This is a genomic window from uncultured Chitinibacter sp., assembly GCF_945957625.1.
Classification (GTDB): domain Bacteria; phylum Pseudomonadota; class Gammaproteobacteria; order Burkholderiales; family Chitinibacteraceae; genus Chitinibacter; species Chitinibacter tainanensis.
Map to the genome: position 1 here is coordinate 84,830 of NZ_CAMFLP010000008.1, position 15,178 is coordinate 100,007.

Genomic DNA, 15,178 nt, shown 5'->3' on the forward strand with positions numbered 1-15,178 from the left:
AGTACATAGTACGATTGTTCACCTTGAGTGCAAGGCCTCCCGGCAGATAAAAAAAGACCAGCCGCGGAATGGGCTGGTCTATCAAGGGTATATGCCCCAAGTTATTTTAGATAAATGCTTTGGGGCTCATACCGGCCGGTGGTATACCAGTTTGGCCGTGTGCGGAATTACCAGCGATAGCTGACGCTGGCGCGCACATCACGGCCGTAGCCAATGGTGCAGAAAGTTTGGCCGCCGCGCTGCACGCTGCACTGGCTGCGATATTCATGATCAAACAGATTGCTCACATTCAGCGCTGCGCGCCATTGTTTGAACTGATAAGCCAGCAAGGCATCGACCACGGTGTAGTTGTCATCCATCGGCTGCTGGCCATTGGCCTGACGTACATCGCCCGGAATATCGCGCACATGGCGCAGGCCGGCGCCAAACTCCCACCCGGCCCAGCTGTATTTACCCCACACCGAGGCATTGTGTTTTGGCACATAGGCCGGGCTGCCGCCGGCTTCGCCCGGGCGATTGCTGCGGGTAACTTCGGCATCGATGAATGCGTAGTTGGCGATCAGATTGAAGTTGGGCAGCACTTCGCCTTTGGCTTCCAGCTCGAGGCCACGGCTGCGGATTTCGCCAGTTTGCACTTCCAGGCGTGGGTTTTCGGCCGACTGGGTGCGCACATTGCGTTTGGTTAGGTCAAAGTAGGAAGCGGTCAAGAGCGCATTCAAGCCCGCTGGCGCGTAGCGCACGCCGGCCTCAAATTGCCGCCCGGTTTCCGGCTGGAACGGTGCGCCGTAGGCATCCACCGCCGTGGTGGTGCTGAGCACCGGCTGGAATGAGGTGGAGAAGCTGGCATACGGGCTTAGGCCACTGGCATGCTGATACACCACCCCGGCGCGGCCGGTAAAGGCTTCGTCGTCGCGGCGGAACGTGCTGCGCTTGAAGGCGTCTTTGGCGGTGAGACGCGCATCGTAGTCGGTGTCGGTTTTCACCCGATCATAGCGGCCACCGAGGCTAAACAGCCAGTTGCCCAGCCGGATCTGATCTTGCAGATACAGGCCGGTTTGCTGCTGCTGGGCGATGTAATGGTCGGTCAGATAGTTGTCTTGCCAGTTGGGCGCGCTATACGCCGGCTGCACCAGATCCAGCGGCGCAACTTTTCCATTCAGGCTGAAAATCCGCAGATTGAGGGTTGAATCGTAGTAATCCACCCCGCTGGTGAGGGTGTGCTGCAGCGCGCCGGTGGCAAACTGGCTTTCCAGGTGCAGATCGCCCGACCACGATTGCTCGTCATCGGGGCGCACCATGCCCAGACGATTGATGCTGCGGCCGTCGCTGGCCAGCCCGCGGTTGCGGATTTCGTAGCGCTGGTTTTCACCATCCATATAACGGGCTTTGGCGCGCAGTGTGAGGCCCGGTTGCAGCTGATGCTCGCCTTCGGCAGTGAGTGACCAGCTTTCTTTATGATGACCCGAGCCGGGGCCGGCGACGTTGAGGCTGCTTTTCGCTGGGCCGGCCTTGGTCTCAAGATAGTAGGGGGCGATAAAGCCGCTGTCATCACGCTGGTATTGCGCCAGTAGCGTGAGCTTGCTGCGCTCGTTCTGCCAGCTGATGGCCGGGGCGACGTACAGGCGATTGTTTTCGAGGTATTCCCACTGGGTATTGGCTTCGCGCGCCAAGGCGGTGAGGCGGAAGAGCGTGCTGCCATCGCTGCTGAGCTGGCCGCCCACATCCACGGCGCCTTGCCACAGCTGATGGCTGCCGGCGGTGAGCTGGACTTCGTTTTGCTGCTGGGCATGCGGGCGCTTGCTCACGGCATTCACAATCCCACCCGGTGCCGATTGGCCGTAGGTGACCGAGGCCGGGCCTTTGATGATTTCCAGCCGCTCTAGCCCATACATTTCCAGATTGGCCATAAAGCCGTTGTGCACATAGCGCATCCCATCGCGATATAGGCCGGCGCCGGTGAGGTTAAAGCCACGCACCACCACATCATCATCGGTGAGCGCCGAATCAAACGGCCGCACCCCGGCGGTGTAGCGGGTGGCTTCACTCACACTTTGTGCCGCCTGATCTTGCAGCTGATCGCGGGTGATAATCGCCACGCCTTGCACGGTTTCGGTGACATCCTGCTCGCTTTTACTTGCCGAGCCGGTCTTGCGCGCGACATAGCCGGCTACCGTGCCAGTGGCGCTTTCGGGGTTGGCTTTTACCTCAACGGTGGGCAAGGTGACGGCGCCAGCCGAGGCCACCACGGCCAGCGGGCGAATACCGGTGACATTCACCACTGGCAGCGTGACCAGCGGGCGGGCGCGCAGGCTGAGATTGCCGTGGCCATCTTCCACGATGTCGAGCTCAGCATCTTGGATTAGTTGTTGCAGGCCGGCGCGCGGCGCTACTTCGCCGTGCAAGCCCGCTGTGGTTTTACCCGCCAGCAAAGCGGCATCAACTGAGAGATGCAGGCCTTGTTGCTGGGCGTAGCGAGTGAGCGCGGGGGCCAAGGGGCCGGCCGGAATATCCACGGGCGCAGCCAGCAGTGGCGCGCCCCAGAGCGCCAAAGTGAGGGCAAGGGGGGTGAAACGCAGATGCATTTTGGTGTTTTCCATCAACAGCGAGAAGATCCTCACTGCGCATGCCAGTGGCCGGCGCGAAAAAGGGCAAGGCCGACCGGGACGAATTGGCTAATGATTTGATCTTTAATTGAAAATAATTCTCGTTACTTTGGCTGCAGCCGATACCACCACGGCCAGCGCACCAGCCGCACCGGCAGCGCCAGCGTGAGGCTGGCCAGCGCCTGCTCGGGCTGATCCAGCGGCAACACCCCCACCACCTGCAACTGCGCCAGCTCGGGCGCGCAATCGATGCGGGCGTGGCTGAAGCGATCCAGCGCCGCACACACGGCGGGTAGCGGCATTTGATACGCCACCAATTGCTGTGTTTGCCAGCCCAGTGGCGCTGCCGCGAGGGCTTGTGGCGGGCCTAGCCCACTGGCGCGTACTGCGCGCTGCTGGCCGGCTTGCACAAGGCCGCGTATACCGGCCAGGGTATCGACTTGTACGCTATGCTCTTCAACGGCTAGCTCGTCATACCCTTCATCATGGCGCAGGCTGAAGCGAGTGCCCAGCGGGGTGTAGCGGGCGTGCGGCGTACTGAGCTGCCACGGTCGCTGGCCGGTGCGCACGCCCACTTCGCCGGCCAGCAGGCGCAGCTGCACTTGGCTTGGGGTTTCGTGGAGCTGAATTTGGGTGGCGCTGGATAAATACAGCTGGCTGTCATCGGCCAGCGTCAGCGGCAAAATCTCACCACGCGCGGTGCGATGCGTGGCTCGGGGCTGCTGCATTTCCCAAATCGGCCACGCGCCCGCACCCAGACCCAGCGCCAGCAGCAGCAGGCGCTGGCTGACTTTGCGCCGGGCGTGGCTAGTCAGCAGGCGGCTGCTGCCAGCGGGCAGGGCGGCCATCTGCTGGGTAATGGCTTCGACCTTGGCCCAGGCCGCCGCATGGGCTGGATCGGCCGCATGCCAGGCGGCCCACTGTGCTTGTTCGGCCGGGCTACAGTGTTCGTCTTGCAGGCGGGCAAACCAGTCGGCCGCTTGCGCCAACACCTGCGAGTGAGGGTCTAGTCGTTGCATGCATCCGCCAGGCTGAGGCAGGCCAGCATCGCGCGGGCCATATGGTTTTTGACGCTGCGTTCACTGATGCCTAATTGCGCAGCAATCTCGCGATAAGTTAGACCATCGAGCTGGCTAAGCAAAAAGGTGTGTCGCACCACGCGCGGCAGGCTGGCCAGGAGGCGATCCACCTGGCAGAGCGCTTCCAATATCAGCTGCTGCGCTTCTACGCTAGGGTGATGTGCATGCGGCAGCTGGCTGAGTTCCGCCAGCCAGGCTTGCTCCAGATCGCGGCGGCGGCAGTGATTGACCAAAATGCCGTGGGCAATGGTGGTGAGCCAGGCGCGCGGCTCGCTGACCTGCTGCAATTCCTGCGCCGATTTGCCCAGCACCCGCACAAAGGTATCGTGCGCCAGATCGGCCGCTTGCGCCGAGCAGCGCAATTTGCGTCGCAGCCATTGGCTCAGCCAGCCATGGTGGGCCTGATACCAGGTGTCGATTAAGGGAGGAGGGGCAGACTGCGGCACGGCTTGCTTAATAATTGATAATCATTATCATCTTATCGCGAGCCGGCACTATGCTGCAAGCATGTTGCGTTCGCCGGCGCAGTTGAGCGGGCATTCAGGTAAAATAGCCCGCCTTGGGAGAATAAATCAGCATGATGAGTCGTTTGGAAATGCGCGCCGCCACCAGCCTGGCGGGGTTGTATGCGCTGCGCATGTTGGGCATGTTCCTGATCTTGCCGGTGTTTGCCGTCTATGCCGGCCAGCTGCCGGGCGGGCAGAACCATGCGCTGGTCGGGCTGGCCTTTGGGGCTTATGGCCTCACGCAAGCTTTATTGCAGCTGCCGTTTGGCATGTGGTCCGATCAGGTGGGCCGCAAAAAAGTCATCTACATCGGTCTGGCGCTGTTTGCGCTGGGCTCGGTGATGTGTGCGCTGGCCGATCATATTGTCTGGCTGATTATCGGCCGCGCGGTGCAGGGGGCTGGCGCGATTTCGGCCGCGGTGACCGCGCTGCTGGCCGATTTAACCCGCGAAGAAAACCGTACCAAGGCGATGGCCATGATTGGCGGCAGTATCGCCACCACCTTTGCTGTATCGCTGGTGGCTGCGCCTAAGCTCGCGGAGTGGATCGGCCTGCCGGGGATCTTTTTGATGACCGCCGTGCTGGCGGTGGCGGCTCTGATCGGGGTGTGGAAAGTCATCCCTAATCCGAGCGTGAGCCGCTTTCACTCCGATGCCGAAGCCAATACCCGCCGCTTGCCGCAAGTGCTGCGCCATCCGCAATTATTGCGGCTGAACTATGGCGTGTTTGCGCTGCATGCGGCGCAAATGGCGATGTTTACCGTGATGCCGCTATTGCTCACGCAGCGCGGTGGCCTGGATGTCGCGCATCACTGGTATGTGTATTTGCCGGTGGTGTTACTGGGCTTTGTGCTGATGGTGCCGGCAATTATTTATGGCGAGAAAAAACATCACCTGAAAGAAGTGTTTCTGTTTGCGATTGTGCTCATGCTGCTGGCCCAGCTGGGCATGACCTTGTGGTTGCCCAGTCTCAGCGCGATTGTGCTGTGGCTGGGGCTGTATTTCATCGCCTTTAATATTCTGGAAGCCACACAGCCGAGCCTGATTTCCAAAATTGCCCCGACCGAAGCCAAAGGCACGGCGATGGGCGTTTACAACACCTGCCAGGCCGCCAGTATGTTTCTGGGCTCGGCGCTGGCTGGCTGGTTATTTCAGCATTTTGGCAGTGCCACGCCGGTGTTTGCGCTGTGCGCCGGCCTGATGGGCTTGTGGCTCATGGTATCGTGGGGGATGCAGCCGCCGCTGCCAGTGAAAACGCAAATGTTCCACATCGGTGAAGACTGGCAGGGCAATCCGGCCGAACTGTCTGCTAAACTAGGCGCCATTGACGGCGTAAAAGAAGCCGTTGTCCTGATTGAAGAACGCGTGGCGCTGCTGAAAGTCTTGCAAGATGGCTGGGATGCAGCAGCGGCACAACAATTGATTGCGGAGACCCATTAAATGGCATCGTTAAACAAAGTACTGCTGATCGGCAACCTCGGTCGCGACCCGGAAACCCGCTTCCTGCCTAGCGGCGGTGCCGTATGCAATTTCTCGATTGCCACCACCGAAAACTGGAAAGACAAAAACACCGGCGCCAAACAGGAAAAAACCGAATGGCACAACATCACCATGTACGGCCGTTTGGCCGAAATCGCCGGTGAATACCTGAAAAAAGGTAGCTCGGTGTATATCGAAGGCCGTCTGCAAACCCGCAAATGGCAAGATAAACAAACCGGCGCGGATCGCTACACCACCGAAATCGTGGCTGACCAAATGCAAATGCTCGGCGGCCGTGGCGGTGTAGGTGGCGGCATGGGCGGTGGCCAGGGTGGCTATGGTGGTGATGATTTCAATCAGGAATACAGCGCCCCTCCCCAACAGCAAGCCCAAGCGCCACGCCAGGCCCCAGCGCAAGCTGCGCGCCCAGCGAAAAGCTTTGATGATTTCGAGGATGATATTCCGTTCTAATGCGCCGTGTTTGCGCTTAGACCGCCAACAAAAAGCCCAGCGTTTGCTGGGCTTTTTGTTGGTCGGTGCGTTAGAGGGCGATTCGCTTTACGCGGCCACCAGCCGGTGTAGCCAGCGCCCGGAGGACATGCGCGCGACCGCGCCGCCAATTTTGAGTAGCTCTTCCAGTAGCATCAGCGCGTAGAGCCAGCTGGCAGGCCAATGCAGCGCCACTGATAACCACCACGCTAGTGGAATAATCAGCAGCCATTGCACGCTAAAGTCCAAACCAAGGCAAAAGCCATTATCGCCACCGCCCCGTAATACGCCGGCCAGTAGCATCATGGCGCAGCTTTTCACCACAAAGCCCAATAGCATCAGCTGAAACAGGATTTCCAGCTCTGCCACCACCGGTTTGGCCAGAGCCGGGTACTGCGCCAGCAGCAAGGGCCAGGCAAGGCCTACGACGAGCATGGTGAGCAGTCCCAAGACCAAACCCAGCCACAATGCCGCCCAGCCTTGTTGCTGGGCGAGGGCTTCATCACCCGCGCCCACGGTGGCACCAATCAAAATCGCCGCGGCGCACGAGAGCCCAATCAGCAAGGCCAACGAAAATGATTCAATGGGGGCGAGGATCGATAGCGCAGCCAGGGTCACCTGGTTTTGCCCACCGACAATGGCAAAAAACACCAGCGCCCCAAGCGCCCATAGCGTGCTATTGGTCGCCAGCTGCAGCGACAGTTGCAGCTGTGTGCGCAGTGCGGCCCAATCCGGCCACTGCCAGAGCGGAAGACGCGCTAGCAAATGGCCGCGCCAGCGCAGATGCAGATACAGCAGGCTGGCTTCAACCACACCACCCAGCGCCGTACCTAGCGCTGCGCCTTTGACCCCCAGTGGTTCGATTCCCCATCCACCAAAAATCAGCCAGGCATTAAGCACTATATTCACCAGTACGCCGATCACCGAATACAGCGTGGCGATGCCCGGTTGCTGCATGGCGCGTAGGCCACTACACAGGGTGCAGGTGTAATTAAAGAGTAAAAGGCTAGGGCCCACGATCTGTAAAAACGCCCCTCCTTCATGCAAGAGGGGCGCCTCGGGGCTGACCAGACCGATGAGCCAGGCCGGGCAAAATACCATCAGCGCCACCAGTGGTAAGGTAAATAGCCATTGCAACCATAGCCCTTGCGCCAGCTGGCGGGGTAGTTCGTCGGCGCCAGTCAGGCCGGCTTGGCGGGCGCCCCAGGCTTGGGCTGCGAGCTGGCCAGCGCCCATGGCGAGGCCCAGCAGGAAAATGGTGACTACAAACAGGATTTTGGTGGCAATCCCCGCGGCGGCGATTTCCGTGGCGCCCAGCCGCCCCAGCATCATGCTATCGATCATGCCCTTGCTGGAAAACATCAGGGTTTGCAAAGTAATGGGCAAAGCCAAGCTCAGCAGGCGCAGATAAAAGCTGCCCTGCCAGCGTTGCAGAATAAAAGTCATGGTTTGGATGTCCAGCTGGGCATCCGGCGCGGTGGCCGGATGCCATCGGTCGGGCGACTTACAGCGCCATGGTTAGCTCGGCATAGTGCGCGGCATTTTTGCGCTCATGGGCCGTGCTGATGCGTTTCACCAGCCGCGCTGGATTGCCCAGCACCACGCAGTAGGGCGGTACGTCTTCGCTCACGACGGCCTGAGCGCCGACAATCGCGCCTTCGCCAATGGTGACGCCTTTCAGAATCGTGGCGCCGGTGCCAATCCAGGCGCCACGGCCAATGCGCACGGGTGCCGAGCGGATTTTCATCGCCTCACCCGGCTGGCCGCGCCCCAGCAGCGGGTGGCCGCTGCTATCCATGATGGTCACCATCGGGCCAAACATCACTTCATCGGCGATTTCAACTCGCTGGTAGGCCACAATGGCCACGCCTTGCAGTACCACCCCGTTGCCGATGCTGATTTGCCCGGGGGCTTCATCGTTGATCTGCACACTGGTGAGCCGCGATGGCTGGGTGTGAAAGGCCGGCAATTGGCCTGATTCCAGATAGCAATTGCGCCCGATGCGGATGCTGCCGGCGAAATCTTCTGCGGCGATCTCGCTGGCAATCAGGCCATGTTGCTGCAAGCGGGCATCGGCCACACGGGTAAAGGCTACGCGTGGCGTGCCTGACACCACGGTGCTGGCGTGAATCTCCACGCCTTGTGCGCTCAACACCGTGTGCGCATCGTGCACGGGTTGCCCTGCGGTTACCGGATCAAACAGGAAAATATTCTGATAGAGGGTGCTCATGCGCTCACCTCGGCGCTGTAGGCAATATCGCGCAGTTGGGGCGATTTTTTAAAGCCTTGTTCGCGGAAAATCTTGATCACTTTATTGAGCGAGTATTTCTGGTCATTCAGATCGCGGCCGTAAAAGCTGGTGGTCCACAGATTGTATTTGGCGTGAATACGCTCGGCGGCGCTGGCGGATTCCTCGCGGTGGTCGGCTACCTCTTTCTCATGCGGCCAATGGAAAGAGCATGCCTCACGTTCCATGGTGAACAGATTGTTGTTGATAAAGAGCCGCACGCCCAGATCAACGTCTTCGCCGCCCCAGCTGGTGAAAGATTCATCAAATAGCCCGGCTTTCAACAATTGCTCGCGCTCGGCCGAGACATGGCAAGTCCAGAAAATATCAAATGGTGCCGGCCAATTGGTGATGTTCTCACCCAGCTCGTCGTATTGGCGTTGGCGAATATCCAGCGCGCCCAAAGCACGTAGCTTGGCAATCGACGCGTCGGCCGATTGAGGGTTGATGAGCTCGCTCATTTGCTTGCTGGTGGCGTGGTCCACTTCAAAGCCATACACATAGCCAATCATCACGGTAGGGTATTGTGCGGCGCGATGTACGTCGTAATGCACTTGCAGGGTGTTGCTGCCCAGCAGGACGCCGGTATCGACATACACCACATATTGCCCCTGTGCGATGGCCGTACCGATATTGCGGGCTTTGCCGGCCCGAAAACCCAAGTCTTCTTGCCAGAAATATTTGATGTTGAGTACGTCGGCGTAGCGATCAACCACTGCCTTGCTGTTATCCGAGCCACCATCGTCAACCACAATCACTTCAAATAGCTCGACCGGTAGCGTTTGCTGGCATAGGGCATCAAGCGTATAGCCCAGCAGGTCGGCACGATTGTAGGTTGGAATCACAACGCTGATTTGTGGGGATGACATGATCTTTCCTTCTGAGTAATGGAGTTAAATTGCGTCTCCTGGGTGCTGCTTGTGCGTCTTGCGCCACGCAGTCTGTATGGCATCGTGTTGCAGCCGCGCAGGGCTGTTGCGATCACTGACGCAAACTTACCAGAAAAAAACAGATCATTTCTATTAAAGTAATGTGTAGTTTTGTTTCTTACAAAGCCTCTGTTTTGCGTAGTAAAAAGTAATTTCGCTACAAATTGACTGTGGGCCGGATCACCTTCACGAGCTGATCCATCCAAAACATGTGAATTCGCTCACAAAATAGGCTGTCGGTGAAAATGTAGTGCGCTCAGCCAGACACCGTGAAATGTGCTGCATTGCAAAATTACTTTTTTTAAAACTTACGGGTAAGTTGTTGTAAATTTGCTGCGCATGCAGCGAAATTGCTTGCGCAAATTCGCGCGGCTTTAACCACAAAAACATTTGCACCCGGCCTCAGGGGTTGCCGAGCAGCGTGGCCCTGTGTGCCGCTGCGCTGATGCGGTAGGCAGTAAAAAACCCCGCTAGGCGGGGTTTGGGGGCGAGATAAGCAAGTCGTTCGCAGTTTGGTTTTAGGGGTATAACGCTGTAGCCATTTATATATATGGCTTGCAATGAAATACCTTAGCCACCTGCGCCAGCGTAGCGCTGCATGCCTGCGCGCCATAGCCACATTAGCGCGACTACGCTGCCGCTGGCGATCAGCAGCATCAGTGGGGCCACTTGCCAGATTGGCTGTTGGCGTAGCAGCACTTGGCATGGCCACCAAACGATGCCGGCCAACGGGAGCAGCATAAACACCTGCCGAGCCAGTTTGGGAAAAAGCTCAAACGGGTAGCGCGACATATCGGTGAGCTTGCCCACGGTGTGAAACACCGGTGAATACTCGCCAAAGAAAAAGCAGCTGGCGATCGCCATCTGGTTGATCGCATTCAGAGTAATCGAGGCCAGCGGCAGCAAGACCACGAGCTGTAGCACAAAACCCAGCGACCACACGCCCGGTAAATGCGCCAGCGCAAAGCCCATAAAGGCCAGCCCCGTTGCGGCTACCACTAAGCCCTGCGGGTGAAAACGCTCCAGCAGCAGCATTTGCAGCGGGTGAATCGGCCGCAGGTAATAGCGCACAAAATTGCCGTTTTTGAGCCAGCTTTCCAGCATATACATCGCATTGCAGCAGCTGCTTTCAAACACATAGGTTAAAAACATAAACCCCTGCATAAAAATCAGCTCATAGCGGTTGTAGCCAGCGATCTCGCCGGCGTTGCCCAGCATCAGATACAAGCTGGCGCCGCTGCTCACCGAGGTGAAAAACATGCCGCACACAATCAGCGCAAAATCGGCCCGGCTTTCGAGTTTAACCTTGCAATCGGCCAGCGCCAGCCGGCGCCAGGCAGTAAAAAATGCACTCATCTCAGGCTCCAAACACTATCAATTTGCGCTGTACCCAGCGCCCGGCGAGCTGGGCCAGCCCCCAGAACACCACTACCCACGCTAGCTGCAGATACAGCGCCTGCGGGCTTGTCAGCTCGCCGGTGAGGTAGCCCACCGGGGTATTAAAGAAATGCGCAAACGGCAGCCAGGTGAGAATGGTCTGGATGGTGGGTGGGAAAAACGCCAGCGGGATCAAGGCGCCGCCCAGAAACTGCACCACCGCATCTTTGCTGGCGGTAATGCCCCATAAATCGGTGGCCAGAAACCCGGCCAGCCCCACCATAAAGCCCAGTGAATACAGCAAGCTAAAACTACACAGCACCGACAGCAGCGCCAGTGGCCAGCTCGCAGGGGTGAGGCTTAGGCCCGACCACAGCAGAAAAACCCCAAACGCCGGCAACATATACAGCGCCTTAGCGCCGGCCACGCCGAGCGAGAGCGCACCATGGCGCAGGGGCAGATTCATCGGTTGTGTGAGCTGGCTGGCTACCTCGCCCGAGCGGATTTCGCGGGCCAGCCGCCAATCGGCGCCGGTGGTGATAATCGCAAACAGCGTTTGTGCCGTAACCACATGCAAAAGCGCGCGGGCAAAACTGAGCCCCGCCCGCTGCGGATCATCCTGATACAGCCCTTGCCACAGCCAATACAGCAACCACATGCCCAGTAAATAGCCCAGGCAAATAATCAGCCGGCCTTTGCGATCGGTGGCGGTTATCCGGCCATTGGCCACGGCCAGCGCCCAACAGGCGCGTAATGTTGCACTCATAGCCGTTCCGCCTTGCTAGTGAGATAAAACCGGTGCAGCAATTCTTCCAGCGATTGCGCGACCGGCTTGATTTCATGAATGGCAAATGGCGCCAGCAGCTGCAGCAGCTCGGCAAAGGGCAGGCTGTCATGCCGGGCCACTTGCAGCCACTCATCCTGAATGCGCACGGCCAGCCCGCTGGGGTGGCCGGCCAAGAGCGCATGGGCCGCCTGTAGATCACCCGCCAGCCGCGCCGCCCACCAGTTGCCATCACCAGCATGCGCCTGAAAGGCCGGCAGGCTGCCATCAAATTTCAGCTGGCCCTGATCGATCAGCAACATGCGCTGGCTGAGTTGCTCGATATCGCCGACATCGTGTGAGGTGATCAGTACCGTGGTGCCGGCTTGCTGATTCAGCCGGCGGATCAGTCCGCGCATCCGCGCTTTCATTTCCAGATCAAGCCCGATGGTCGGTTCATCCAGAAACACCACAGCTGGCGCATGCAAAAAGCTGGCGGCGATTTCGCACAGCATGCGTTGCCCGAGACTGAGCGTGCGCACCGGGCGTAGCCAGAATTCATCCAGCCCGGCTTCGCGGCGAAACAGCATCAGCTGCTGCTGGTACACCGCCTCGGGTACGGCAAACAGGGCCTGCAAAATGCGAAAGGAATCTTGGACCGGCAAATCCCACCACAGCTGGCTGCGCTGGCCAAACACCACGCCGATGTGTTTGACATACTCGCGGCGCTGGCGTTGTGGGTCAAAGCCTGCCACCTGCACGCGGCCGCTGCTGGGGGCCAGAATGCCGGTCAGCATTTTGATGGTGGTGGATTTACCGGCGCCATTGGGGCCCACCAGCGCTACACATTCGCCAGCGGCGATTGTAAAGCTGACATCTTGCACCGAGTGGGTGGTGATCAGCTTGGGGCGCCACAGGCGCTGCAGACGCTCGCGCCAATTTTGCGCTGCCGCAGGGGATTGATAGATCCGGTTCAGTTTTTCAGCCTGGATTAACATTGATTCATTACCAATCTGGAAAGAATATTCGTAATATATGCCCGCGGCGGGTGGGCTGGAATGTTCCGGTGTCCCATCGCCCTTGTTCAATTCTCTCGTGGCCGGGTGGGCCGGATTTGATGGCGGCAATTTATTACGAACGCTTTGATGTGGCTGATGAAGGTGTACCCAGATTGGTGGGCGCGCATGTGTATCACCGCGCGTCTTTTCCGGCCATGCGCCAGCACGGGATTTTTATGTGCGGCGTGGCCACGCCGACCGGTGCCTGTGAAATCGAGCGGGTTCAGGCGCCGTTTCATGTCTTGCTGGTGCCGCTGGCGGGTGAGGCCGAGCTGTTTCAGGGGGACGACATCTGGCCAGTGCGGCCGGGGCAATTTGGCGTGTTGCCGATTGGCGGGCAGCGCGGTTTTCGCCGCGTGGGTGCGGCGCCCATGCCGCATGCCTGGGTGATGCTGCGCGACCATGATCGCTGGAATCCGCTGCAGCGCGATACGCCGTGGGTGGGCGTCACCACCGAGAGCGCGGCGCTGTATGAAGCGGTATCGCTATTTCAGCGCGAGGCGGCGCGGGCCAATCAGGGCGAGAGCGATACGCTGGCCATGCCGGCGCTGGATTTACTCAGCCGCCTATTGCAGCGCATGCTGCGTACCGATGCTGCCGTTGACCCCCGCCTGGCGGCTTTGCAAAGCTGGCGCGCCGCGGTACTGCATGCGCCCGCGCAAGATTGGTCGATCGAGCGTTGCTGTGCGCGGCTCGGGCTGCGGCCGGCGCATTTGCATCGGGTGTGTCAGCAGCATTTTGGCCAGTCTCCAGGGCAGATGGTGTTTGAGCTCAGAATGCGGGCGGCGCGGGAAATGTTGCTGGCCGGGCAGAAGGTGGCGGTGGTTGGGCCGGCGGTGGGTTATTTGGAAGTGGCGAGCTTTTCGCGCCGGTTTCGCCAGCATTATGGCATCGCGCCCAGCGAGCTGCTGAGCGCGATGGCAGGCTGATGAGTTGAGATGGTGATGGGTATATGGCTGTAGGCATTGTTTTTATTTGCGTGTAGCCATATACCTAGACAATTAATGCAGTAGATGCCCCAAGAATAGATAGGCAAAGCCGAAGTAAATAAACACGCCCACCAGATCCATAATCGAGGTGATCAGTGGTGCAGACAGCGTGGCCGGATCGGTGCCGATTTTGCGCGCGCCAAACGGTAGCAAGGCGCCAATCAGCCCGCCGAGCACCGTGCACGCCAGCATGCTCAGGCCCACGGTGAGCAAGATTTCGATCCCGACACCTTTGCTGAAATACGCCAGAATGCATTCCAGCACTGCTACGGTGATCCCCAAGGCTAGCGCCACCGGGAGCTCGCGCAGGATGATAAAGCGGATATCCCGCCATTTCACTTTCAGCTCGCCCAGCGCCATGGCCCGCAGCACCAAGGTGGCCGACTGGCTACCGGCATTGCCGCCCATATCGACAATCGGCGCGATAAAGGCTGCCAGCACAATCGCCTGTGACAAGATTTCTTCCTGCGCGGCAACAAAGGTACTGGTGAGAATGCCAAAGACCGTCAGTATCACCAGCCAGAAGGCCCGCACGCCAAACATGGTGCGCGTGCTGGCTTGCATGATATCCAGATCGGGGCTGGGAGCGAGCTGGGTGCCGCCAAAGCGCACCAGCTGGCTGGCCTGGCGCTCTTCTTCGATTTCCAGCGCGTCATCCACGGTCACAATGCCCACCATCTGATCGGCCTCGTTGCACACCGGCAGGGCCAGCAGATCGTAATGGCGGATCAGTGCGACCGCCTCGCTTTGCGGCCAGCCCACGCGGGCGTAGACCGGCTCGGGGCGCATCAGCTCGGCCAGCGGCGTGCCATCGGCGGCGGCCAGCAGCAGCGGCAAATCGATAGTGCCGCACAGCTTGCCGATGTGATCGAGCACAAACAGCCCCGGCACCGATTCCAGCAGCTGCGCACTGGCGCGCAAATGTTGCCAGGCTTGCGCCGCGGTCATCTCGAGCGTGGCCGCGACAAAACGGCTGGTGGTCACTGCGCCCACCGTGCCTTCGGCATAGGCGGCCAGCTGCAGTAAATCTTGCCGTGCGGCGGGCGTTAGAGCAGGCAATAAGCCGGCCTGCGCCGGTAAATCCAGCCGCTTGAACACATCGGCGCGCTCATCGGGCGGCATTTGCTCAAACAGCGCCACCGCAGCAGGCTGGGGTAGGGCTTTCAGGATGCCATCTTGCGCCAGCGCTGGCAGATGGCTAAACAGCAGCGCGCGCTCGGCGGGGCTTAGGCGCAGCAGTTCGCTGGCTTGTTGCAGTACCGGTTTTTCCTGCAAGGCTCCGGCTAAATCGGAAGGATGGCATTGATGCAGCAGCCAGCTCCATTCTGCTTGGGTCAGGGTTTGGTTGGGTGTAGCCAGTTGGACTAAGAGGTGGGCGCGATTCAGCATGACTCACCTCCTTGCGTGTGACGCAGGCGGCGTAGCCGGCGGGGCCAGCTTAAGGTCGCCAGCAAATGATCGGGATGATGATAGGCGAGCAACCAGCCCGCATTGAAAGCGTGTAGCAACATTGGGGTACTCCTGCTGGCCAGGCATTCCCCGTGGGCGTGCCTAGGCCTAGCGGCAATGAGTCAAATGACTCGATCGAAACAAGATGAGAGAGGGTAGCTGGCGCGCGGC

Annotated in this window: 14 protein-coding genes; 3 read left to right on the forward strand and 11 right to left on the reverse strand. The window is 59.5% G+C overall.

All coding sequences use genetic code 11. The annotated features are described in order from the left end of the window. Positions 1-167: 167 nt before the first annotated feature. The 3 genes from QV747_RS10640 to QV747_RS10650 form a co-directional block, all read right to left on the reverse strand. Positions 168-2,582 carry a TonB-dependent siderophore receptor gene (locus QV747_RS10640; protein WP_273430804.1) on the reverse strand — a complete coding sequence of 805 codons (2,415 nt, stop codon included), beginning with the start codon at positions 2,580-2,582 and terminating at the stop codon, positions 168-170. A gap of 125 nt (positions 2,583-2,707) precedes the next feature. Continuing rightward, entirely contained in the window at positions 2,708-3,622 is a 915-nt protein-coding gene (locus QV747_RS10645; protein WP_273430802.1) for a DUF4880 domain-containing protein, read from the reverse strand. After that, positions 3,610-4,128, reverse strand: coding sequence for a sigma-70 family RNA polymerase sigma factor (locus QV747_RS10650; RefSeq protein ID WP_047394577.1), 519 nt, complete (start codon positions 4,126-4,128; stop codon positions 3,610-3,612). The genes QV747_RS10645 and QV747_RS10650 overlap by 13 nt, the downstream gene beginning before the upstream one ends. 134 nt (positions 4,129-4,262) lie before the next feature. Here QV747_RS10650 and QV747_RS10655 point away from each other — a divergent pair, with 134 nt between their 5' ends. Together QV747_RS10655 and ssb are read left to right on the forward strand one after the other, a co-directional pair. Beyond that, positions 4,263-5,627, forward strand: coding sequence for an MFS transporter (locus tag QV747_RS10655; protein WP_273430878.1), 1,365 nt, complete (start codon positions 4,263-4,265; stop codon positions 5,625-5,627). Further along, the gene (ssb, locus tag QV747_RS10660) at positions 5,628-6,137 is read left to right on the forward strand and encodes a single-stranded DNA-binding protein (protein ID WP_047394574.1); all 510 of its coding nucleotides are present in this window, start codon (positions 5,628-5,630) and stop codon (positions 6,135-6,137) included. A gap of 87 nt (positions 6,138-6,224) precedes the next feature. Here ssb and QV747_RS10665 read toward each other — a convergent pair whose 3' ends face one another. The 6 genes from QV747_RS10665 to QV747_RS10690 all read right to left on the reverse strand — a co-directional run bounded on the left by QV747_RS10665 (position 6,225) and on the right by QV747_RS10690 (position 12,509). Continuing rightward, positions 6,225-7,601 (reverse strand): MATE family efflux transporter, encoded by a 1,377-nt coding sequence (locus QV747_RS10665; protein WP_273430799.1) that lies wholly within the window; start codon positions 7,599-7,601, stop codon positions 6,225-6,227. 58 nt (positions 7,602-7,659) lie between these two features. Next, positions 7,660-8,385 (reverse strand): DapH/DapD/GlmU-related protein, encoded by a 726-nt coding sequence (locus tag QV747_RS10670; protein ID WP_273430798.1) that lies wholly within the window; start codon positions 8,383-8,385, stop codon positions 7,660-7,662. Further along, a complete protein-coding gene (locus QV747_RS10675; RefSeq protein WP_273430796.1) occupies positions 8,382-9,311 on the reverse strand; it encodes a glycosyltransferase in 930 nt (309 codons plus the stop codon). Before QV747_RS10675 ends, QV747_RS10670 begins: the two co-directional genes overlap by 4 nt. 630 nt (positions 9,312-9,941) lie before the next feature. Next, positions 9,942-10,727: an ABC-2 family transporter protein gene (locus QV747_RS10680; RefSeq protein WP_273430794.1), complete on the reverse strand. Its 786-nt coding sequence runs from the start codon at positions 10,725-10,727 to the stop codon at positions 9,942-9,944. Position 10,728: 1 nt separating this feature from the next. Then, the gene (locus tag QV747_RS10685) at positions 10,729-11,514 is read right to left on the reverse strand and encodes an ABC-2 family transporter protein (protein WP_273430793.1); all 786 of its coding nucleotides are present in this window, start codon (positions 11,512-11,514) and stop codon (positions 10,729-10,731) included. Further along, entirely contained in the window at positions 11,511-12,509 is a 999-nt protein-coding gene (locus QV747_RS10690; RefSeq protein WP_273430792.1) for an ATP-binding cassette domain-containing protein, read from the reverse strand. Before QV747_RS10690 ends, QV747_RS10685 begins: the two co-directional genes overlap by 4 nt. Before the next feature lie 68 nt (positions 12,510-12,577). On the opposite strand from QV747_RS10690, the gene QV747_RS10695 reads away from it, so the two are divergent. After that, positions 12,578-13,498 (forward strand): AraC family transcriptional regulator, encoded by a 921-nt coding sequence (locus tag QV747_RS10695; RefSeq protein ID WP_273430790.1) that lies wholly within the window; start codon positions 12,578-12,580, stop codon positions 13,496-13,498. Positions 13,499-13,570: 72 nt separating this feature from the next. On the opposite strand, the gene mgtE is transcribed toward QV747_RS10695, so the two are convergent. Together mgtE and QV747_RS10705 are read right to left on the reverse strand one after the other, a co-directional pair. Next, the gene (mgtE, locus tag QV747_RS10700) at positions 13,571-14,947 is read right to left on the reverse strand and encodes a magnesium transporter (RefSeq protein WP_273430788.1); all 1,377 of its coding nucleotides are present in this window, start codon (positions 14,945-14,947) and stop codon (positions 13,571-13,573) included. Next, positions 14,941-15,069, reverse strand: coding sequence for a hypothetical protein (locus QV747_RS10705; RefSeq protein ID WP_255350784.1), 129 nt, complete (start codon positions 15,067-15,069; stop codon positions 14,941-14,943). The genes mgtE and QV747_RS10705 overlap by 7 nt, the downstream gene beginning before the upstream one ends. Between the last annotated feature and the right edge of the window lie 109 nt (positions 15,070-15,178).

What these genes read in the sequence shown, in the direction of transcription:
- QV747_RS10640 (WP_273430804.1), bottom strand. Translation starts at nt 2,582, where the DNA reads ATGCATCTGCGTTTCACCCCCCTTGCCCTCACTTTGGCGCTCTGGGGC.
- QV747_RS10645 (WP_273430802.1), bottom strand. Translation starts at nt 3,622, where the DNA reads ATGCAACGACTAGACCCTCACTCGCAGGTGTTGGCGCAAGCGGCCGAC.
- QV747_RS10655 (WP_273430878.1), top strand. Translation starts at nt 4,263, where the DNA reads ATGAGTCGTTTGGAAATGCGCGCCGCCACCAGCCTGGCGGGGTTGTAT.
- ssb (WP_047394574.1), top strand. Translation starts at nt 5,628, where the DNA reads ATGGCATCGTTAAACAAAGTACTGCTGATCGGCAACCTCGGTCGCGAC.
- QV747_RS10665 (WP_273430799.1), bottom strand. Translation starts at nt 7,601, where the DNA reads ATGACTTTTATTCTGCAACGCTGGCAGGGCAGCTTTTATCTGCGCCTG.
- QV747_RS10670 (WP_273430798.1), bottom strand. Translation starts at nt 8,385, where the DNA reads ATGAGCACCCTCTATCAGAATATTTTCCTGTTTGATCCGGTAACCGCA.
- QV747_RS10675 (WP_273430796.1), bottom strand. Translation starts at nt 9,311, where the DNA reads ATGTCATCCCCACAAATCAGCGTTGTGATTCCAACCTACAATCGTGCC.
- QV747_RS10680 (WP_273430794.1), bottom strand. Translation starts at nt 10,727, where the DNA reads ATGAGTGCATTTTTTACTGCCTGGCGCCGGCTGGCGCTGGCCGATTGC.
- QV747_RS10685 (WP_273430793.1), bottom strand. Translation starts at nt 11,514, where the DNA reads ATGAGTGCAACATTACGCGCCTGTTGGGCGCTGGCCGTGGCCAATGGC.
- QV747_RS10690 (WP_273430792.1), bottom strand. Translation starts at nt 12,509, where the DNA reads ATGTTAATCCAGGCTGAAAAACTGAACCGGATCTATCAATCCCCTGCG.
- mgtE (WP_273430788.1), bottom strand. Translation starts at nt 14,947, where the DNA reads ATGCTGAATCGCGCCCACCTCTTAGTCCAACTGGCTACACCCAACCAA.
- QV747_RS10705 (WP_255350784.1), bottom strand. Translation starts at nt 15,069, where the DNA reads ATGTTGCTACACGCTTTCAATGCGGGCTGGTTGCTCGCCTATCATCAT.